This window comes from Intrasporangium sp. Soil_C_50 (assembly GCF_057656595.1).
In genome coordinates, this window is the sequence record NZ_JBDGKB010000021.1 from 25,260 (window position 1) to 44,046 (window position 18,787).

Genomic DNA, 18,787 nt, shown 5'->3' on the forward strand with positions numbered 1-18,787 from the left:
CCCATGGATACGACCGACGTCAAGACCGCCGCAGCACGGGCCGGAGACCACCCGGCGCTCGAGAACGCCGCGCGCGTCGGCTACGCCGTCAACGGCGTCCTCCACATCGTCATCGGCATCATCGCGCTCAAGCTCGCGTGGCTCTCCAGCGGTGGGCGCGCCGACCAGTCGGGTGCCCTGGGGGCCCTCGCCGACAACCCGCTCGGCGTCGTCGTGCTGTGGCTCGGCGTCCTCGGCTGGCTCGGCCTGGCCGTCTGGCAGGTCACCGAGGCGGTCGTCCGCGGCGAGGCGAGCGACCGGGCCAAGGCCGTCGCCAAGGCCGTCGTCTACCTCGTGCTGTCGGCGACGGCCTTCAAGTACGCCACGGGCGGCGGCGGCCAGAGCGGCAGCTCGCAGACACGCGACTTCACCGCGTCGCTCATGTCGAAGCCGGCCGGCCAGTGGCTGGTGGCCCTCGTCGGTCTCGTCGTCATCGGTGTCGGCGTCTACCACGTGTACAAGGGCTGGAAGAGGAAGTTCCTCCAGGACCTCGAGGAGCACCCTGGGCCCTGGCTGGAGAAGGCCGGCCGCTTCGGCTACATCGCCAAGGGTGTCGCCCTCGCCATCGTCGGCGTGCTCTTCGTCGTCGCCGCGGTCCGCCACAAGCCGAGCGAGGCCAGCGGCCTCGACGGGGCCCTCAAGAGCCTCCTCGGCGCCCCCGGCGGTCCGTTCCTGCTCACCCTCGTGGCGCTCGGGCTCATCGCCTTCGGCGTCTACTCGTTCGGCCGCGCCAAGCACGCCCGCGTCTGACCCTCCCCATCCCCGACGCGTCAGCCCACCACCCGACGCCAGACGGGCCGAGCGGCCGGATCGACCGGTGGAAACCTTCTCCTGAGGGGGTTTCGCCGGTTCGATCCGGCCGCTCGGCCCGTTGTGGGCGTCCGTGGCTCCCGGGCGTTCGGTCAGCGCGCTGCGGCCATCGAGCGGCTCTGCGTGTCCGAGCCCTTCAACGCCTCCCAGGCGTTCGCCGGACCGGCGTCGCGGCGCAGCCAGAACCAGGCCAGCAGGAAGCAGACGAGGCCGTTGACCATGCCGACGAGCACGTCGGTGAGGTGGTGCATGCCGCGGTAGAGGCGCGCGTACATGACGAGCAAGGGCACGATGAGGCACACGGTCGTGACCAGGCGGCGCAGCCACGGCGTCTCGATGCGCTGGGCCATCGCCGCGAAGGTCACGTAGAGCGCGGTCGAGGCCCCGACGTGGCCGCTCGGGTAGCTCGACGTCGGCGGTGCCGGGTCGAGGTGCGGGACGTCCGGGCGGTCACGGCCGGTGAGGGTCGTGGCCGCGACGAAGACGCTGGCCTGGGTCGCGATCGCGATGGCGGGCACCACGGCGAAGAACCACTGCTTCGTGCGCCACCACACGATGAGCGCGACGAGGATGCAGACGCCGATGACGTACTCGGTGTTGCCGATGTGCGACCACACCATGGTGATGGCATCCCACGTCTTCGTGCGGGTGTCCTGGATCGCGCGGTTGACCGACGTCTCGGACTGAAACCCGCCGAGCGGGCCGCCGATGATGAGGCCGATGCCGTAGATGACGGCGAAGAGGACGACCGCGGGGGCGAGGACGCGCAGACCGAGGTCGCGCATCGACTCCCCGAACGAGGGCTTCGAGCGGTCGAGCTCGTAACGGTGCAGGGCTGAGGAGTTCAACGGTTGCCTTTCGACTCGGGACCCGTCCCGCCCTCCGGCGGGGACGGGTCGTCCGGCTTGCGAGGGTTCCACCCGAGATAGCCGAGGTACGAGGCCCCGACGAGGCCCGTACCGAAGAGGAGCCCGCCGACGACGTCGGACGGGAAGTGCACGCCGAGGAATACCCGGTCGGCCATGGTGACAAGCACGGCGAGCGCCGCGACGGTGATGACGATGACGCGCGTCCGCGTCGACACCACCGGCCAGATCAGCAGCACCACCGCGGTCGCGATGGCCGCGGCGTTGGCCGCGTGCCCGGACGGGAAGCTGTAGCCGGGCGCGTGCGACACCGGGTCGCTGACCACCGGGCGCGCGCGACGCACGACCTCCTTGAGCACGAGCTGGAGGTTCCAGGCGACCATCATCGTCGCGAACGCCCAGATGGCACGGCTGCGCAGCCCGTGCCGGCGCCACACCCAGACGCACAGGGCGGTGGCCGCGATGTACGGCCACTTGGGCTGGGTCGCCTCCTGCCATACGACGAGGAACGTCTTGAACGCGGGGTTCGCGCGCGTCACGTCGGTGGCGGCGCGGATCGCGGCCTCGTCGACCTGGATGACCGGCAGGAACTTCTCGCGCGCCACGAAGGCGAGCGCGGTGATCGGCACGGCGAAGGCGAGCCCGAGGCCGATCGCCTTGCGCAACCGCCGCCAGCGCCCGGGCACGGGGGTGGCGTCCTCGCGCCGTTCCCGGGTCTCGGCGTCGCGGCGTGTCTGGCCCTCGCTGCGCGCTCGTGCGTCGGCGCCGGCTCGGCCGCGGACATCAGCCACTGCGGACCACCAGCGCTCCGGGCAGGACGCGGGCGGCGAGCGAGGTGCGCGGGCCGACGGGGTCACCGTCGACCTCGGCCTCGACGCGCTCGCGCACCCTGGCCTCGAGGACCGCGCCGCGGAGCCGGTCGAGGCGGTGGTGCCCCGCGCGGTGGCGGGTCACGATGTCGGAGACGACCGACGCCCAGCCGAAGACGCCGCGGGGTGCGATGACGACGGCATCGAGGACACCGTCGTCCATGCGGGCATCGGGCATGAGGTCGAGACCGCCCTGCAGCGTGCCGCAGTTGCCGACGACGACCATCCGCGCGTGCTTGCTCGTGTCGTTGCCCTGCCGGCCGACGACGCCGGTGTCGGCGAGGGCGCCGGAGTCCTGCGACGCGTGCGGGGAGCCACCGGTGGCGCGGACGTCGGCGTGGAAGCCGCGCCGGCCGAGGCTCTTGAGGCCGGACAGGATGTAGGCAGGCCAGCCGATGACGCCCTTGATCTTCTCGTTCGTGCCCGCCATGACCTCGCCGTCGAGGCCGAGCCCGCACATGACGAGGAAGACCTCCTCACCGTCCTCGACGCCCGAGGAGGTGCCGGGGCTGACCCGCTCGGACTCCCCCAGCCGCACGGCGCCGACGTCGACGCGTCGCTCGCCGCCGGACACCAGGGCCTGAGCGGCCTCCTCGAGGGTGTCGATGGGCAGGCCGAGGTTGCGGGCCAGCAGGTTGCCGGTGCCCGCGGGCAGCAGGCCGAGCGCGACGTCGGTGCCGACGAGGGCCGTGGCGACCGCGCGGACCGTGCCGTCGCCCCCCATCGACGCGACGACGTCGGCGCCACCCTCGACGGCCTCGCGGGCCTGCTTCTCGCCGGTCTCCTGCTCGGTGGTCTCGATCCACGTCGGCGTCTCCCAGCCGTGCCGTGAGGCGGCCTCGGCCACGACGCCGCGCGCGTGGTCGACGTCCTCGACCTTGACGGGGTTGTAGACGACCGTGAGCCGGCGACGGTTCGGGGACGGACTCGGGGACGGGGTCGGCGAGGGGTCGGCCATGGATCGGATCCTAGGTGTCGTGGCAGGGCCCGAGCACGGGTCCAGCGATGGGCGCGGACGGTGTCTCGGCGCGACACGACCGTTCTCCGGACGTCATACCCGCAGGGGCCGTGACAGTTGCGGGAGTAGCCTGCGAGCCGTGCCGACGATCCGCCGCCGCCTCCTCGTTGCGGCCCTCGTCGGGGCCGTCGCGGGTCTCGTGCCGCTCGGCCCCGCCGGTGGCCCACTCGTCCACGCCCTCGTCGGGTTCGTCGTCGGCGGCCTGACGTTCGCCGTGCCGCTCCTCGCGCACGTGCTCGGCCACGACGCGCCCGGCACGCGCGAGAAGGTCGCCGGACGCGACGGCGACGCCGCCTGGTACGACGTCGTCGTCATCGTCGTCGGCCTCGCCAGCCTCTTCGGCGTGGCCGTCCTGCTCATCGCCACCCAGGCCAAGGGCGTCGAGCTCGTCATGGACGGCGTCATCGGCGTGCTCGCGGTCGGCGTCGGGTGGCTCTGCGTCCACACCGTCTACGTGCTGCGCTACGCGCGCCTCTACTACGCGGTGTCCGACGAGGGTCGCCCGCCGATCGACTTCAACACCGACGAGGACCCGGCGTTCAGCGACTTCGCCTACTTCTCGTTCAACCTCGGGATGGCCTACCAGGTGTCCGACACGGCCGTCCGGTCCTCGCAGGTGCGCCGGGTGGTGCTCGGGCACACGCTGCTTGCCTACCTCTACGGCACGATCGTCATCGCCTCGACGATCAACCTCGTCGTCGGCATCGGCGGCAGCCAGCACTGAGGCGTCGGGCCGCGCCGACGCGCCGTCCCGGGAGCCTCACGCGATGCCGAGGCGCGCCTTCTCGTCGCGCACCCACATCGACACGAGCCCACCGAAGTGCGCCATGAAGGCGTCGACCTCGTGCGCCGGGTACGTCGTGACGACCGTGGAGCGCAGCAGCGAGTCGAAGGCGTCGGACTGCACCCACTCGAGGACCGCGGCGTCGAGGTGCGGCAGGTGCGTGTCGCACCACGCCCAGTACGCGTCCGTCTCGAAGTACTCGTCGGCGAGCCCGAGGTAGGCCGCGAGCTTCTGCTCGTCGGTCAGGTCGTCGCGGTCGGCGACGTCGAAGTAGCGGTGCATCTCGAGGTCGACGCGGCCGCGCCGCCCGGTGACGAGGCAGTACGCGGACCAGCGCACGAGCGCCTTGATGGCCCACGGGAAGTAGTAGTGCAGCGACGTGACGGCGACGTCGGGACAGGCGTTGGCGTAGTCGATCGGGTAGACGTCGTCGCCCTTGACGAGCATCTCGGCCGAGTTGAACTCCCAGCCGAACATCGCGTTGACGATGCGGCTGATCGCGGCCGCCTGCTGACCGGCCGACGGGGTGAGGAAGTCGTAGGACACCGCGTACCGGTTGTGCATCGGCTGCTCGGGACGGAAGTCCATGACCATCGTCTCGGGGCCGATCGACAGGGCCCGCGCGAAGTGGTCGTACTCGACGGTCGCCTGCAGGTGCATGAGCATCTCGCCGGACTCGTCGTAGGCCTTGACGAGGTCGGACTCGTCGTCGATGCGGGAGACGCCGCGCCAGCCACCGCCGTCGAAGGGCTTCATGTACATCGGGTAGCCGAGCTTGTTCGCGATCTTCTTGAGGTCGAACGGCCGGTTGTACTTGGCGCTCGTGTAGGCCCACCGGACGTTGTCGACGGGGTTCTTGTAGGGCACGAGCCAGGTCTCGGGCACCTTGAGCCCCAGGCGCATCAGCGCGCAGTAGGCGCTGTGCTTCTCCATCGACTGGAAGGTGAACGGGCTGTTGAGCAGGTACGTGCCGTCGATGAGCGCGGCCTTCTTGAGCCACTCGCGCGGGTGGTAGTACCAGTGCGCGAGGCGGTCGATGACGAGCTCGGTGCGCACCGGCTGGCGCAGGTCGAACGGCTCGATGGTGAGCCGCTCGGTGGTCAGCTCGTGGGTGACGCCGTCGTCCGTGGTGATCGGGCCGACGCGCTCGAGGAGCGCCTCGAACGCTGTGGGCCAGTCCTCCTCGGCTCCGAGCAGCAGTCCGATCAGGTGGTTGCGCGTCTGCGTCATCTGCCTGTCCCTCTCGTCGGGTCGGGTGCCACCGATCCTTGCAGCAGTGTCAACAGGAAGGGGTCGAACGCCGCCTCCCAGTAACGCCAGTCGTGCCGGCCGGGCACCTCGGCGAGCGTCACGTCGTGCCCGGTGCGCTCCAGCGTCGCGGCCATGAGCCGGTTGTTGGCGAGGTTGCCCTCCTGCGTGCCGCACGTCAGGACGAACGTGGCGTCGGTGCGCCGGCGCCGGGCTCGGCAGACCGACGCGACGAAGGCCGTGACCCGGGCCCAGTGCTCGAGGGCCTCCTCGCCGTCGAGCCGCTTGCGGAAGAACGAGCCGGACTGGAGGAACAGCGCACCGAAGGTGCCGGGGTGGCGCCACTCGGCCTGCAGCGAGGCGAGGCCGCCGAGGCTCGCGCCCATGAGGCTCGGACGCGTCGGCGTGGCCCACGTGCCCGTGACGCGCGGCAGCACGTGGCCGACGAGGGCGTCCGCCCACGCGGGGTTGGCCGCGTAACGCTCGTTGCGCGGGCCGGGCTCCAGCAGGGCGACGCGGTGCGGCGGGATGCGTCCGGCCGCGGTGGCGCGGCGCAGCACCGACAGCAGATGGGCTCGACGCGAGTACTCGGGGCCGTCGTGGGCCACGAGCAGTGGCAGCGGGTCGCCGCGGCGGGTTCCGGTCGGCGTGACGACGGCGAGGTCGACGTCACCGGCCGGGGTGCCGGTGACACTCACCCTCGTGCGCGCCATGCCCCGACCCTATGGGCGGGGCGCCGGCCTACGCCTTCTTGGCCTTGGGCGGCAGGGTGGCGATGTGGTCGCGGGCGCGCTCGAGCCAGGCCGACTTCTCCTCGTCGGGCATGGCTGCGGGCAGCGACCGCCAGCCCTTCATGGGCCGTTCCTCCGGGCCGAACGGGCCGGTGCCGGTCATCGCCTCGAGCTCGGCCAGCGCATCGGCGTCGGGCTTGACGCCGACGTCCTCGCCGAACAGGCCGGCGTACATGTTGCCGTTGACGAAGGCGCCGAGGCTGCCGAACATCGGCTTGACTTCGACGCCCGGACCCCCGGTCACGAGGCCGCGGAAGTGCGCCTTGGCCTCGTCCGTGTGCTTGGGCATCTTCACGCGTCCATCACACCACCGCTCGACGCGCGTCGGTGGCATGCACGGTCGCGAGGAAGACGGCCGCGACGAGCGCCGTGACACCGCAGATGGCCCACACCGTCATGTAGCCGGCCAGTGACGCGTGCCCGGTGGCCTCGGCGTCGACCGTGCCGGTGCTGGCCAGGGCGATGGCGAACGTGCTCGAGGCGAAGGCCCCACCGATGGTCTTCGTCGTGTTCGTCATGCCCGTCGTCAGCCCGGTGTGGGTCGGGGGCGCCTGTGCGGCAGCGGCCGTCGGCAGCCCGGCGACGAGCGCGCCCGACCCGAGACCGGCCACCACCATGTTCGTCATCGTCTGGGCCAGGGTGTCGTGGAACGGCAGGAAGAGCAGGTAGCCGACGGCGACGAACCCGGCGGCCACGACGAGCGCGACCCGGGTGCCGACCCTCCCGCCGAGGACGTGGAGCAGCAGCGCCCCGACGGCGAGGGAGAGCACGTACCCGCCGATGATGATCGACACCGTGCCGGCCGACGCGCCGAGGCCGTAGCCGGTGACGGCCGGGTCGGTGCGGGCGAACGTCGACAGCGGGATCTGCGCCCCGAGCACCGACACCCCGAAGAGGAAGGCCGTCGCCTGGACCGGCCACTGGCCGCGCGCCCGCAGCACCCGCAGGTCGACCAGGGGCCACGCGCAGGCGAGCTCGACCCGGGCGTAGGGCACGAGCGTGAGCAGCCCGAGCACCATGACGACCCACGGCAGCACCGACCCCGGGCCCTGCACGCGCATCAGGACGAGGCCGGCCATGACGAGGCCGAGGGCGAGCGTCAGCAGGCCGAACGCCCGCCAGTGCACGCGTCCCTCGCCCAACCCGGGCACGTCCTCGACGCCGAACCAGACCGCCACGATCGCCAGGGTCACGACGACGGCCGGGAGCGCGAGCAGGCCTGTCATGCCGAGGGACTCAGCGAGCGCACCGCTCGTGAGCGCGCCGGCGATGACGCCGAGCTCGAGCGCCGCGACGAGCACGCCGGCCGCACCGCGGACGCGGGGCTCCGCTCCCCCGGTGCGGCGGTGGATGATCGCGACCTCCATCGGCAGCCAGACGACGTAGAACCCCTGGATCGCCCACGCGACGAGGAACGTGCCGAAGGTCGGGGCGAACGCGACGCCCCACGACGCGACGGCTGTGACGACCGTCGAGCCGAGCAGGACCTTGCGGTGACCCACCAGGTCGCCGAGCCTCGCGAGGAGCGGCACGACGAGCGCCGACACGACGAGCTGGGCCGCCTCGAACCAGTTGACGTCGGCGTCGTGGATCGACAGGTGCCGGGCGATGTCGGTGAAGATCGGCGTGTAGTAGCCCTGGAGCACGCCGCTCGCGATCTCGACGCAGACGAGGAAGCCGACGACCTTGGCGATCGGGCTGTCGGCGAGGGCGCGGGCGGCGGCGTCGAGGGCCGGCCGCCCAGTGATGCGTTCGCTCATGGGAACGGGTTTCCTTCGCGCTCAGAGGTTCTCGAGGAGCCGGCGGTACCACTGGATGCCGTGGAGGAAGTCGTCGACGCCGATGCGCTCGTCGACGCCGTGGATCGAGCCACGCTGTTCGGTGCTCATCCGGAACGGCGTGAACCGGTACACGCGCGGCCACACGCGGTGGAAGTGGCGCGCGTCGGTCGCGGCGAGCATGACGTAGGGCACCGGCACGACGCCGGGGAAGGTGTCCGTGACGGTCGCCTCGAGGAGGCGGTAGGCGTCGTCGTCGGTGGGCGACACCGGGCTCGGGTCGTCGCCGCTGACGAGCACGACCTCGACGGACGGGTCGCGCACCACCGACCGGATGCGGGTCAGGGCGCTGTCGACGGTCTCGCCGACCATGACGCGCATGTTGACGTGGGCACGCGCCTCGGCGGCGATGACGTTGGCACCCGGGGAGCCGGACAGCTGCGTCACGGCCGTCGTCGTGCGGGCCATGGCGGCGGGCTCGTGGCCGAGCCGGGGCAGCACCCGGCCGAGCACGGGACGCAGCCGACGGGCCCGGGCGAAGACGCGGGCGTACGGACCCGACGCATGCGGCGCCAGGCGCTCGAGCATGTCGACGGTGGGGTCGGGCAGGCGGGCGGGGAACGGCCGTCGCTCGAGGCGCAGGACGGCGCGGGCGATCCGGGCCGTCGCGCCCATCCGCTTCGGGGCCGACGCATGACCGCCGTCGCCTCGCGCGACGAGCTCCACGTCGACGGTGCCCTTCTCGGTGGTGCCGATGACCGCGGTCGGCGCCGCCACGCCGGGCAGCGCACCCTGGACGACGGCGCCGCCCTCGTCGAGCACGAACCACGGGTCGACGCCGCGCTCGCGCAGCAGGCGGACCGCCTCCTTGGCGGCGCCACCCGACACCTCCTCGTTGCACCCGAAGGACAGCCACACGTCGCGGCCGGGCACGACGCCCTCGGCGAGCAGCTGCTCGACGGCGCTGCACACGGCCACGAGCGATCCCTTGCAGTCGAGCGCACCTCGGCCCCAGACCAACCCGCCGTCGACCTCTGCGGAGAACGGCGGGTGCGTCCACGCCGACTCGTCCCCCACCGGGACGACGTCGAGGTGGGCCATGAGGACCACGGGCGGCTCCGCCGTGCGGCCGCGCCAGCGCACGAGAAGCGCGTCCCCGGCGATCCGCTCGACCTCGCACGCCGCGTGCAGCCGCGGGAACCGCGTCGCGAGCTCCGCCAGCAGCGCGGCGAAGGCCGCCCGGTCCTCCTGCTCGGTGTACCAGCTCGAGACCGTCGGGATCCGGATGCAGGCCCGCAGCGCCTCGACGGCAGCGTCGTCCCGGTCCATGAGCCCGTTCATGTCCCGGAGCGTAGGCCCTCGAGCCGTGCTGTGTGATGGGCCGTGCTGTGATGAACCCATGACCGACTACGGGCACGAGCTGCAGTTCGGCCTCTTCCCGAGCCCGGACGCCGCCCGCGCCGACGCGACACTCGAGCTGGCCCTGCTGGCCGACGTCGTCGGGCTCGACCTCGTCACCGTGCAGGACCACCCGTACAACGGCGGCCACCTCGACACGTGGACCCTGCTGTCGGTCATCGCCGCGCGCACGAGCGCCGTCCGCGTCGCGCCGAACGTCGCCAACTTGCCCCTGCGCCCGCCGGTCGTCCTCGCGCGCTCGGTCGCCACCCTCGACCGGCTCAGCGGCGGACGCGTCGAGCTGGGCCTCGGCACCGGCGCGTTCTGGGACGCCGTCGTCGCGGCCGGTGGCGAGCGCCGCACGCCGCGGGAGGCCGTCGACGCGCTCGTCGAGGCCGTCGCCGTCATCCGCGGCGTCTGGGGGCATGATCCCGAGCACCCCGGCGCCCGGTCGGTCAGCGTCCAGGGTGAGCACTACCGCGTCAAGGGCCTGCATGCCGGGCCCGCCCCGGTGCACGACGTCGAGATCTGGCTCGGCGCCTACAGGCCCCGCATGCTCCGCATCACCGGCCGTCTCGCCGACGGGTGGCTGCCCAGCCTCGGCCACACGTCCCCCGACGACCTGCCGGCCATGAACGCCGTCATCGACGAGGCAGCCGACCGGGCCGGGCGCGGGCCGCAGGCGGTGCGCCGGATGTACAACGTCTTCGGCCGGTTCGGCCGTGGCAGCGGGCTCCTCCAGGGCACCGCCGGCGACTGGGCCGAGCAGCTGGCCGGCCTCACCCTCGAGCACGGCACGAGCACCTTCATCCTCGGCGCCGACGACCCCGACACGGTCCGCCGGTTCGCCCTGGAGGTGGCCCCAACGGTGCGCGAGCTCGTCGACGCCGAGCGCGCCCGACGCGCCTCCGGCACCCCCGCGCCCGAGCAGCCGTCACCGCCCGCGCCATCGCGCCCACTGCCCGACGCCCACCCGCTCGCCGTCCGGCCGACGCCCGACGACGGCACCCGCCTGTCCGCGTCGATGCCGTGGCGCGAGGACGACCGGCCCACGGCACCGGTGCCGGCGGCCGCCACGTACACGGCGCACGAGCAGGGTGTGCCGCAGCACCTCGTCGACATCCACGACCACCTGCGCCAGGAGCTCGCACAGGTCCGCAACCTCGTCGGCCAGGTCCGTCGGGGCGCGCTGTCGGTCGGCGCGGCGCGCTCGGTCGTCAGCACCATGGCGATGCGCCAGAACAACTGGACGCTCGGCACGTACTGCGAGACCTACTGCCGCCTCGTCACCGGCCACCACACGCTCGAGGACGTCAGCATCTTCACCCACCTGCGGCGTGCCCAGCCCGACCTCGCACCGGTCCTCGACCGGCTCGAGCAGGAGCACCACGTCATCGCGGACGTGCTCGAGCAGGTCGACGACGCGCTCGTCGCCCTCGTGGGCACCGACGCGTCCGGGCCGGGCGCGCCCGAGGCGCTCGACGAGGTCGAGCGCGCCCTGGACCTGCTCACCGACACGCTGCTGTCGCACCTGGCCTACGAGGAGCGCGAGCTGGTGCACCCGCTCGCCCGTCACGGGTTCGGCTGAGGCGCAGGGCGACTCAGGCCGAGCGGGCTGCCGCCCCGTGCTCGAGCGCCTCGACGACGGCGCCGCAGAAGTCGGGCAGGTCGTCGGGCTTGCGGCTCGTGATGAGGTTGCCGTCGATGACGAGCGACTCGTCGACCCAGTCGCCGCCGGCGTTGCGGATGTCGGTCTGCAGGCTCGGCCACGACGTCAGCCGCCGGCCCGAGAGAACATCTGCCTCGACGAGGGTCCACGGGGCATGGCAGATCGCCGCGACCGGCTTGCCCGACGCGACGAAGTCGCGCACGAAGGACACCGCGTCGGCGTCGGTGCGCAGCGCGTCCGGGTTGGCGACGCCGCCGGGCAGCACGAGCGCGTCGTAGTCGTCGACCGACGCGTCCGCGGCGGTGACGTCGACGTCCCTGGTGTCGGCCTTGTCGAGGTGGTTGAACATCTGGACCTGCCCGGAGTCGGGGCTGAGGAGCACGGCGTCGTGGCCGGCGTCGGTCACCGCCTTCCACGGCTCGGTCAGCTCGACCTGCTCGATGCCCTCGCTCGCGACGAGGAATGCGACCTTCTTGGACACGTGGCCCTCCTGGTGTCGTGGGGTGTCGTTCTCGCTGTCCCGCCCCCGTACCCAGCGATCGGTGGCACCTACCCCGCGCCGGGGTAGGTCCATGTCAGCCGTCGGGGGACGTCAGGGGATGACGAGAGGCGAGAGATGAAGCTGAGCCAGACCGGTGACCTGTGGTGGAAGAGCGCGGTCGTGTACTGCGCCGACGTGCAGACCTTCAACGACTCCGACGGTGACGGGCAGGGCGACCTGCGCGGCATGACCGACCGCATCGAGTACCTCGCCGACCTCGGCGTCACGTGCCTGTGGCTCATGCCGCTCTACCCGACGGCCGGGCGCGACGACGGCTACGACATCACCGACTTCTTCGGCGTCGACCCGAGCCTCGGCGACCACGGGGACTTCGTCGAGCTCGTGCGGACGGCGAACGCCGCCGGCATCCGCGTCATCGTCGACTTCGTCATGAACCACACGAGCGACCAGCACCCGTGGTTCAGGTCGGCGCGCCGCAGCACCGACGCGCCGTACCGCGACTACTACGTGTGGTCGAAGAAGAAGCCGCCGTCGACGAGGAAGGAGGTGGTCTTCCCCGACGCCGAGGACAGCATCTGGGAGCTCGACGAGCGCACCGGCGAGTGGTACCTGCACCACTTCTACCGCACGCAGCCGGATCTCAACGTCGCCAATCCTGCTGTGCAGGAGGAGATCTCGAAGACGCTCGGGTTCTGGCTCCAGCTCGGCGTCGACGGCTTCCGGGTCGACGCCGTCCCCTTCCTCTTCGCGCGCGACGGCGTGCCGGGGGTCGAGGACGACGACGCCTTCGACCCGGACCGCTACCTCGGCGACGTCCGGGCGTTCGTCCAGCGCCGGAGGGGCTCGGCCGTGCTGCTCGGCGAGGTCAACCTGCCCTACGAGCAGCAGGTCACCTTCTTCGGCGGCGCGGACGGCGACGGCCTGACGATGCAGTTCGACTTCAACGGCATGCAGCGGCTCTACCTCTCGCTCGCGCGTGGCGACGCCGGGCCGATCGCCGGCGCCCTGCGGGAGCGACCGGCGCTCGACGAGACGAGCCAGTGGGCCAACTTCGTGCGCAACCACGACGAGCTGACGCTCGACAAGCTGAGCAAGCCCGAGCGTCGCGAGGTGTTCGAGGCGTTCGGCCCCGAGCCGGACATGCAGCTCTACGACCGCGGGCTGCGACGCCGGCTGCCGCCGATGCTCGGCGGTGACCAGCGGCGCGTCCGGCTCGTGTACTCCCTGATGTTCTCGCTGCCCGGCACCCCGGTGCTCTTCTACGGCGAGGAGATCGGCATGGGCGAGAACCTCGACATCCCGGGGCGACTGTCGGTGCGCACGCCGATGCAGTGGTCGACCGAGCCGAACGGCGGGTTCTCGAGCGCCCCGACCCGCCGGCTCGCACGACCCCTGCCCGACGGCCTCTACGGGCCGGAGCACGTCAACGCCGTCGACCAGCGCAAGGACCCGGACTCGCTGTGGTCCTTCATGCGTCGGCTCATCCGGACCTACCGCCAGATGCCCCAGCTCGGCTGGTCGACCGTCGGAGTCCTCGACCACGACCAACCGGCGGTGCTCGCCCACGTCTGCCACCGCGACGACTGGCGGATGCTCGCCCTGCACAACCTCGGCCCCGACGCCCGCATCGTGACGCTCAGCGTCGACGCGCCGCCCGAGGACGGCGTCCTGCGCGACGTGCTCACCGACGATGCGGACATCCCGCTGCCTCCCGACGGTCGTGTCGAGCTCGCCGTCGAGGGCTACTCGGGCCGCTGGCTGCGCATCCTCGCCCCGGGCCAGGAGTGCTTCGTCTGACCTACGCTCGGCTCATGGCCCAGGACCTCGTGGTTCCGCTCGCGCCGGGAGTGTGGCGCATCCCCCTCGTGCGTGACCTCGTCAACGGGTTCGCCTTCCGCGACGACGACGGGCAGGTGACGCTCGTCGACATGGGGATCGCGAGGAGCGGGCCCAAGGTCGTCGCGGCGCTCGCGGCGATCGGCGCCGGGCCGTCCGACGTGACGCGGCTGCTGCTGACGCACGCCCACCCCGACCACGCGGGCGGCGCGGCCCACGTCGCCGAGGCCACGGGCCGCGCCTTCACGGTGCACCACGACGACGCCGCCTACGCGGCCCAGGGGTCCTCCCCACCCCGAGACCGCACCTTCCTGCTGGGCCGCCTCTTCGACCGCCTCTCCCGGCCCGGGAAGGACTTCACGCCGGTGCCGGTCGAGCACGAGATGACCGACGGCGAGGTGCTGCCGATCGCGGGCGGTGTCCGCGTCGTGCACACGCCGGGCCACTCACCGGGGCACGTGTCGCTGCTCCACGAGCCGACCGGCGTCCTCGTCACGGGCGACGCGATCTTCAACGTCCTGGGCCTGCGCTGGCCGATCAAGGCGTTCTGCACCGACTTCCGGATGACGCAGCAGACCGCCCATCGGCTCGCCGAGCTCGACTACGAGGTCGCGGCCTTCACCCACGGCGCGGAGCTGCGCCGGCGGCCGCGCGAGGCGATCCGCTCGTTCCTGCTCCGGCACCCCGCCGGCTGACCCCGCCCGACCGACGCGTCCCGGTCGTCCACAAGGTTGTACACAACTGTGGACAGACCCTGTACGGCCCGTCCGGAGCTCTGCGACAAACCTTGGACAACCCCGTGTCGCAACCCGATGCGCCGGGTACGACGCGCCCGTGACGAGCTTCGGATACACCCTCATGACCGAGCAGAGCGGCCCCAAGGACCTCGTCCGTTGGGCGGTCGGCGCCGAGGAGGCGGGCTTCGACTTCGAGGTGAGCAGCGACCACTACTCGCCCTGGCTGACCGAGCAGGGGCACGCCCCGTACGCGTGGTCGGTGCTCGGCGCGGTGGCCCACGCCACCGAGCGCGTCGGGCTCATGACGTACGTGACGTGTCCGACGATCCGCTACCACCCGGCCGTCGTCGCCCAGAAGGCGGCGACGCTCCAGCTGCTGGCCGACGGGCGCTTCACGCTCGGCCTCGGCAGCGGCGAGAGCCTCAACGAGCACGTCGTCGGCGAGGGTTGGCCGGGGGTGGTGACCCGCCAGGACATGCTCGCCGAGGCGGTCGGCATCATCCGCGAGCTGCACACCGGCGAGCTCGTCACCCACCACGGCGAGTACTTCGACGTCGACTCGGCGCGCATCTGGGACTGCCCCGAGGGCGGCGTGCCGATCGGCGTCGCCGTGAGCGGCGAGGAGTCGATCACGCGCCTGGCGCCGCACGCCGACCACCTCGTCGCCGTGCAGCCGGAGGCCGAGCTCGTGACGACGTGGAACGCCACCGACGGCGCACCGCGCATCGGCGAGGGCGGCCGGGCCGTCGGGCAGATCCCGATCTGCTGGGACCCCGACGAGAAGGTCGCCGTCGAGCGGGCCCATGCCCAGTTCCGCTGGTTCGGCGGCGGGTGGTCGGTCAACAGCGACCTGCCGACGCCGGCCGGCTTCCATGGCGCCAGCCAGTTCGTGCGACCCGCGGACGTCGCGGAGTCCATCCCCTGCGGGCCCGACCTCGACCGGATCGTCGAGGCGGTCAGTGCCTACTGGGAGGCCGGCTTCACCGACATCGCACTCGTCCAGGTCGGCGGCGACGCCCAGGAGGCGTTCCTGTCCGAGGCCGCGGCCCCGCTGCTGGAGAAGCTGCGCACCGCTGCCGGCTGAGGGCCTGACGCGTCAGGCAGCCGAGGCCCGCTCGGCGAGGATCCGCTCACGCCGCTTGGTGATGTCGGCGCACTCGAGGCAGACCTCCTCCGGCACGAGGCCGATGCGCATGAGGCCGGAGAAGAGGATGCAGCCGACGCAGATGCCGAAGGCCGACTCGAGCAGCGGGAAGACGACCATGATCGCGCCGATCGCGACGACGCCGACGAGCGCCCACGCGGCACCGGTGGCGAGCGAGACGACCCAGAGGGCGGTCGCGGCGAGCGTCATGACGGCACCGATGCTCGCCGCGAACCGCTTCGGCGTACCGGCGGTCGGCTGCTTCGGCGCCCGGACGGTGGGTCGGATCCACCGCTGGACGAGCTGCGCCACCGGACTGGCCTTCGGTCCGAGCGCGGCCCGCAGGGTGAAGTCGACGGCGAGGACGGCGTAGAGCCACCACTGCTGCGTCGCCAGGGCGACGATGCCGACCGCGAGGACGACGGCGGCGATGAGCCGCACCGTGACGTCGTCGACGACCGCGGGGAAGCGCGAGGAACTCATGGAAGCATTATGGACTCCATAAGGCTCACTTATGCAACCTCGGGTCAGTGGGCGGACACGCGCTCCCGGCCCGCCACCTTGCGCCGGGCCTCCTGACGGGCAGCCCGCCTCGCCGCCCGCCGAGCGAGGACGACGTGCTCGATGACGTGCAGCACGACGTCGAGGGAGGTCTTGGCGCCCATGAGCAGCGCCACCGCGGCGACGTCGTCCGCCGTGCGCCCGTGCGGACCACCGAGCAGGAAGAAGCCGCCGAGGACCGTCAGGTGGAGGGCGAGCATGCGCGGGTAGGGCGCGACCATGACCCACGCCGGGTTGGCCGTGGCCCGCTCGCGGCGTCCGAACCAGTTGAGCCCGACCGACAGGATGTGGCTGACCAGGATGACGCCGGCCGTCGCGACCCAGTCGAGGAGGCCGCCGCGCAGCCCGACGACGCCGACCATGACCGCGGTGAACGCCCCGTGAGCGAGCGTGAAGAGCCCGAAGCGCATCGCGAAGGACAGCGCGTGGGCCGGGTCGCCGCTGACCCACGACTTCGCGGCGAGCCGGCCCTCGAGGCGGCGCAGCTCGGGGCCGCGGGTCGGGTGCGCCCCCGACGGGTCGCGGCGCCCATGGGCCCGTGACCGCCACCTGTCGAGAGGTGGACCGCCCTCAGTCGGTCCGGAGGACGCGGAGCGCGAGGAACGCGCAGACCACGAAGAGCACGGCACCGATGCCGGCCACGACGTCGAGGCTCGTCGTGAAGGCGTCCTGCGCGGCCGTGACGAGGTCGCGCGCCGGGTCGGCCGGCAGCGTCGCCGCGGCCCGGACGGCCCCGGCGAGCGAGTCGAGCGCCGACGTCGTGGCGCCCGACGCGTGGTCGGCGGCGAACGGTGCGAGCTGCCCGCGGTAGACGAACGTCGCGAGTGAGCCGAGGCCGGCGACGCCGACAGCGATCCCGAACTCCGCGGACGTCTCGGACATCGAGGCCACCGATCCGGCGCGCTCCGGCGGCGCGGACTGCATCATGACGCCCATCGTCAGCGTCGAGGGCACCATGATCCCGAACGAGGTCAGGCACATCCCGAAGACGAGCAGGCCGAGCCCCGCCGCCGCGCCGACCTGGGTGTAGAGCACGAGGCCAGCCGCGCAGACGAGCAGCCCCGACGCCATGCTGCGGGCGGTGCCGAGGCGACCGGCGATGCGGGCCGAGGTCGACGAGCCGAGCAGCAGCGCGAGGTTGGCCGGGAGCATCCACAGGCCGGCGCCCAGCGGCGAGAGGCCGGCGACGAGCTGGAGCCACTGCGAGCCGAGGAACGAGACCCCGGCCATGACGACACCACCGACGAGCATGACGGCCAGGGCCACCGAGAAGGCGCGGCTGCGGAAGAGCGTGAGGTCGACGAGCGGGTTGGCGATCCGGCGCTGGCGGCGGACGAAGACGAGGCCCATCGCGAGGCCGACCGACACGGTCACCAGGGCGAGGGTCGTGTTGCCGCCGCGGGCGATCTCCTTGAAGCCGTAGATGACCGGCAGCGTCGTGGCGAGGGACAGGACCGAGCTGGCGACGTCGACCTTCGTGCCGGCGTGGCGCTCGGACTCCGGCAGGACGCGTCGACCGACGACGACGAGCACCACCATGAACGGCACGCCGAGCAGGAAGGCCGAGCCCCACCAGAAGTGCGCGAGCAGGACGCCGCCGACGAGCGGGCCCACGGCCATGCCGCCCATGAAGCACGAGTACCAGACGCCGATGGCCGCCATCATCGCCTTCTCGTCGGTGAAGACCGTGCGGATCAGGCCCATCGTCGAGGGCATCAGGGTGGCGCCGGCGATGCCGAGCACGGCCCGCCAGAAGATGAGCTGACCGGGGCTGCTGGCGTACGCGGCGGCCGCGCTGGCGACGCCGAACGCGACCGCACCGAACAGCAGCAGGCGTTTGCGGCCGATGCGGTCGCCGACGGCGCCCATGGTCACGAGGAAGCCGGCGAGGACGAAGCTGTAGATGTCGAGCATCCAGAGCTGCTGGGTCGTGCTCGCACCGAGGTCGGCGGACAGCTCGGGCAGCGCGAGGTAGAGCACGCTGACGTCGAGCGACAGGAGCAGTGCGGTCAGGGCGAGCACGCCGAGCGCGAGCCACTGGCGACGCGTCGGCGTGCTGGCGGAGGTGCTGGTCGAGGTGGCGGTCTGGGGCTCGGTGATCGTCGTCATGCCCTCTCGTCGATCACCGACCTCTCACTTCGACACGGCCTGCGGCCGCGGGGCCATCGGGGCCAGACCGCACGACGCGGCGAAGCCCTCCGACTCGATGCCGAGGGCGATGTTCGAGCGGGTCGTGAGGTTGGCGAACCCGATCACCGTGGTCAGCTCGACGAGCCCCGCCGGGCCGAGCTCGCGCAGCAGGTGCGCCACGAGCTCCTCCTCCGGCTCGGGCGGCGTCTGGCTCATCGCCTCCGCGTACTCCATGACCGAGCGCTCCAGCGGCGTGAACACCGCGGACTCGCGCCACCTGGGGATCTCGCGCGCCTTCTCGACGTCGAGGCCCTCGTGGTAGGCCATGAAGTAGTTGAAGTCGAGGCACCACGAGCAGCCGAGCATCGAGGCGACGGCCATGTGCGCGAAGGACTTGAGGCCCTCGTCGCACTCGTGCACCTTCTGGATCTTCTGGCCCAGGCTCATCGTCGCGCGCAGCAGCGGCTGGTGGTGCCACATGACCCCGAGCGACTCGGGCACGCTGCCGAACATCTTGCGGCTGAAGCGCTTGACGAGGGCGCCGTAGGGCCCGGTGATCTCCTTCGGCGGGATCCTGGTGGTCATCGTGTCCTCCTGTGGGTGATGG

General features: G+C 72.2%; 19 protein-coding genes. 6 read left to right on the plus strand and 13 right to left on the minus strand.

From position 1 onward, the window contains the following. Positions 1-3 precede the first annotated feature (3 nt). On the plus strand, positions 4-789 hold the full coding sequence (locus AC3A5R_RS22640; RefSeq protein WP_487623030.1) for a DUF1206 domain-containing protein: 786 nt from the start codon (positions 4-6) through the stop codon (positions 787-789). A 152-nt stretch (positions 790-941) separates the two neighbouring features. Here AC3A5R_RS22640 and AC3A5R_RS22645 read toward each other — a convergent pair whose 3' ends face one another. Genes AC3A5R_RS22645 through AC3A5R_RS22655 form a run of 3 tightly spaced genes read right to left on the minus strand, consistent with a single transcriptional unit; the run spans position 942 to position 3,542 of the window. After that, positions 942-1,697, minus strand: coding sequence for a phosphatase PAP2 family protein (locus AC3A5R_RS22645; protein ID WP_487623031.1), 756 nt, complete (start codon positions 1,695-1,697; stop codon positions 942-944). After that, positions 1,694-2,506 (minus strand): phosphatase PAP2 family protein, encoded by an 813-nt coding sequence (locus tag AC3A5R_RS22650; RefSeq protein ID WP_487623032.1) that lies wholly within the window; start codon positions 2,504-2,506, stop codon positions 1,694-1,696. The genes AC3A5R_RS22645 and AC3A5R_RS22650 overlap by 4 nt, the downstream gene beginning before the upstream one ends. Beyond that, the gene (locus AC3A5R_RS22655) at positions 2,499-3,542 is read right to left on the minus strand and encodes a diacylglycerol/lipid kinase family protein (RefSeq protein WP_487623033.1); all 1,044 of its coding nucleotides are present in this window, start codon (positions 3,540-3,542) and stop codon (positions 2,499-2,501) included. The genes AC3A5R_RS22650 and AC3A5R_RS22655 overlap by 8 nt, the downstream gene beginning before the upstream one ends. A gap of 139 nt (positions 3,543-3,681) precedes the next feature. Here AC3A5R_RS22655 and AC3A5R_RS22660 point away from each other — a divergent pair, with 139 nt between their 5' ends. Then, entirely contained in the window at positions 3,682-4,326 is a 645-nt protein-coding gene (locus tag AC3A5R_RS22660; RefSeq protein ID WP_487623034.1) for a DUF1345 domain-containing protein, read from the plus strand. A 36-nt stretch (positions 4,327-4,362) separates the two neighbouring features. Here the strand turns inward: AC3A5R_RS22660 and AC3A5R_RS22665 are convergent, their stop codons facing one another. From AC3A5R_RS22665 to AC3A5R_RS22685, 5 genes are read right to left on the minus strand one after another with little or no spacing between them, the layout of a single operon-like run. Further along, entirely contained in the window at positions 4,363-5,616 is a 1,254-nt protein-coding gene (locus AC3A5R_RS22665) for an ATP-grasp domain-containing protein (RefSeq protein WP_487623035.1), read from the minus strand. Continuing rightward, entirely contained in the window at positions 5,613-6,347 is a 735-nt protein-coding gene (locus AC3A5R_RS22670) for an alpha/beta hydrolase (protein WP_487623036.1), read from the minus strand. The genes AC3A5R_RS22665 and AC3A5R_RS22670 overlap by 4 nt, the downstream gene beginning before the upstream one ends. A 28-nt stretch (positions 6,348-6,375) precedes the next feature. Then, complete coding sequence (locus tag AC3A5R_RS22675) at positions 6,376-6,714, minus strand: TfoX/Sxy family protein (protein WP_487623037.1); 339 nt, start codon at positions 6,712-6,714, stop codon at positions 6,376-6,378. A gap of 13 nt (positions 6,715-6,727) precedes the next feature. Continuing rightward, positions 6,728-8,185 carry an MFS transporter gene (locus tag AC3A5R_RS22680; protein WP_487623038.1) on the minus strand — a complete coding sequence of 486 codons (1,458 nt, stop codon included), beginning with the start codon at positions 8,183-8,185 and terminating at the stop codon, positions 6,728-6,730. A 21-nt stretch (positions 8,186-8,206) separates the two neighbouring features. Beyond that, entirely contained in the window at positions 8,207-9,544 is a 1,338-nt protein-coding gene (locus AC3A5R_RS22685; RefSeq protein ID WP_487623039.1) for a M20/M25/M40 family metallo-hydrolase, read from the minus strand. A 58-nt stretch (positions 9,545-9,602) separates the two neighbouring features. Here AC3A5R_RS22685 and AC3A5R_RS22690 point away from each other — a divergent pair, with 58 nt between their 5' ends. Then, on the plus strand, positions 9,603-11,189 hold the full coding sequence (locus tag AC3A5R_RS22690; protein ID WP_487623040.1) for an LLM class flavin-dependent oxidoreductase: 1,587 nt from the start codon (positions 9,603-9,605) through the stop codon (positions 11,187-11,189). Positions 11,190-11,202: 13 nt separating this feature from the next. On the opposite strand, the gene AC3A5R_RS22695 is transcribed toward AC3A5R_RS22690, so the two are convergent. Then, the gene (locus AC3A5R_RS22695; protein WP_487623041.1) at positions 11,203-11,751 is read right to left on the minus strand and encodes a type 1 glutamine amidotransferase domain-containing protein; all 549 of its coding nucleotides are present in this window, start codon (positions 11,749-11,751) and stop codon (positions 11,203-11,205) included. Between the two features lie 135 nt (positions 11,752-11,886). Between AC3A5R_RS22695 and AC3A5R_RS22700 the strand changes: the two genes are divergently transcribed. The 3 genes from AC3A5R_RS22700 to AC3A5R_RS22710 all read left to right on the plus strand — a co-directional run bounded on the left by AC3A5R_RS22700 (position 11,887) and on the right by AC3A5R_RS22710 (position 15,429). Then, a complete protein-coding gene (locus AC3A5R_RS22700) occupies positions 11,887-13,569 on the plus strand; it encodes an alpha-amylase family protein (protein ID WP_487623042.1) in 1,683 nt (560 codons plus the stop codon). A gap of 14 nt (positions 13,570-13,583) precedes the next feature. Next, positions 13,584-14,303 (plus strand): MBL fold metallo-hydrolase, encoded by a 720-nt coding sequence (locus AC3A5R_RS22705; protein WP_487623043.1) that lies wholly within the window; start codon positions 13,584-13,586, stop codon positions 14,301-14,303. 139 nt (positions 14,304-14,442) lie between these two features. Beyond that, positions 14,443-15,429 (plus strand): TIGR03557 family F420-dependent LLM class oxidoreductase, encoded by a 987-nt coding sequence (locus tag AC3A5R_RS22710; RefSeq protein ID WP_487623044.1) that lies wholly within the window; start codon positions 14,443-14,445, stop codon positions 15,427-15,429. 12 nt (positions 15,430-15,441) lie between these two features. Here the strand turns inward: AC3A5R_RS22710 and AC3A5R_RS22715 are convergent, their stop codons facing one another. The 4 genes from AC3A5R_RS22715 to AC3A5R_RS22730 are packed head-to-tail and all read right to left on the minus strand — an operon-like array spanning position 15,442 to position 18,765. Next, positions 15,442-15,972, minus strand: coding sequence for a DUF4395 domain-containing protein (locus tag AC3A5R_RS22715; protein ID WP_487623045.1), 531 nt, complete (start codon positions 15,970-15,972; stop codon positions 15,442-15,444). Between the two features lie 44 nt (positions 15,973-16,016). Beyond that, positions 16,017-16,679 carry a DUF6498-containing protein gene (locus tag AC3A5R_RS22720; RefSeq protein ID WP_487623046.1) on the minus strand — a complete coding sequence of 221 codons (663 nt, stop codon included), beginning with the start codon at positions 16,677-16,679 and terminating at the stop codon, positions 16,017-16,019. Further along, a complete protein-coding gene (locus tag AC3A5R_RS22725) occupies positions 16,621-18,159 on the minus strand; it encodes an MFS transporter (RefSeq protein WP_487623047.1) in 1,539 nt (512 codons plus the stop codon). The genes AC3A5R_RS22720 and AC3A5R_RS22725 overlap by 59 nt, the downstream gene beginning before the upstream one ends. A 24-nt stretch (positions 18,160-18,183) precedes the next feature. Further along, positions 18,184-18,765 carry a carboxymuconolactone decarboxylase family protein gene (locus AC3A5R_RS22730; RefSeq protein WP_487623048.1) on the minus strand — a complete coding sequence of 194 codons (582 nt, stop codon included), beginning with the start codon at positions 18,763-18,765 and terminating at the stop codon, positions 18,184-18,186. Positions 18,766-18,787 lie beyond the last annotated feature (22 nt).

What these genes read in the sequence shown, in the direction of transcription:
- AC3A5R_RS22715 (WP_487623045.1), bottom strand. Translation starts at nt 15,972, where the DNA reads ATGAGTTCCTCGCGCTTCCCCGCGGTCGTCGACGACGTCACGGTGCGG.
- AC3A5R_RS22725 (WP_487623047.1), bottom strand. Translation starts at nt 18,159, where the DNA reads ATGACGACGATCACCGAGCCCCAGACCGCCACCTCGACCAGCACCTCC.
- AC3A5R_RS22640 (WP_487623030.1), top strand. Translation starts at nt 4, where the DNA reads ATGGATACGACCGACGTCAAGACCGCCGCAGCACGGGCCGGAGACCAC.
- AC3A5R_RS22655 (WP_487623033.1), bottom strand. Translation starts at nt 3,542, where the DNA reads ATGGCCGACCCCTCGCCGACCCCGTCCCCGAGTCCGTCCCCGAACCGT.
- AC3A5R_RS22705 (WP_487623043.1), top strand. Translation starts at nt 13,584, where the DNA reads ATGGCCCAGGACCTCGTGGTTCCGCTCGCGCCGGGAGTGTGGCGCATC.
- AC3A5R_RS22700 (WP_487623042.1), top strand. Translation starts at nt 11,887, where the DNA reads ATGAAGCTGAGCCAGACCGGTGACCTGTGGTGGAAGAGCGCGGTCGTG.
- AC3A5R_RS22665 (WP_487623035.1), bottom strand. Translation starts at nt 5,616, where the DNA reads ATGACGCAGACGCGCAACCACCTGATCGGACTGCTGCTCGGAGCCGAG.
- AC3A5R_RS22675 (WP_487623037.1), bottom strand. Translation starts at nt 6,714, where the DNA reads ATGCCCAAGCACACGGACGAGGCCAAGGCGCACTTCCGCGGCCTCGTG.
- AC3A5R_RS22680 (WP_487623038.1), bottom strand. Translation starts at nt 8,185, where the DNA reads ATGAGCGAACGCATCACTGGGCGGCCGGCCCTCGACGCCGCCGCCCGC.
- AC3A5R_RS22730 (WP_487623048.1), bottom strand. Translation starts at nt 18,765, where the DNA reads ATGACCACCAGGATCCCGCCGAAGGAGATCACCGGGCCCTACGGCGCC.
- AC3A5R_RS22670 (WP_487623036.1), bottom strand. Translation starts at nt 6,347, where the DNA reads ATGGCGCGCACGAGGGTGAGTGTCACCGGCACCCCGGCCGGTGACGTC.
- AC3A5R_RS22685 (WP_487623039.1), bottom strand. Translation starts at nt 9,544, where the DNA reads ATGAACGGGCTCATGGACCGGGACGACGCTGCCGTCGAGGCGCTGCGG.
- AC3A5R_RS22690 (WP_487623040.1), top strand. Translation starts at nt 9,603, where the DNA reads ATGACCGACTACGGGCACGAGCTGCAGTTCGGCCTCTTCCCGAGCCCG.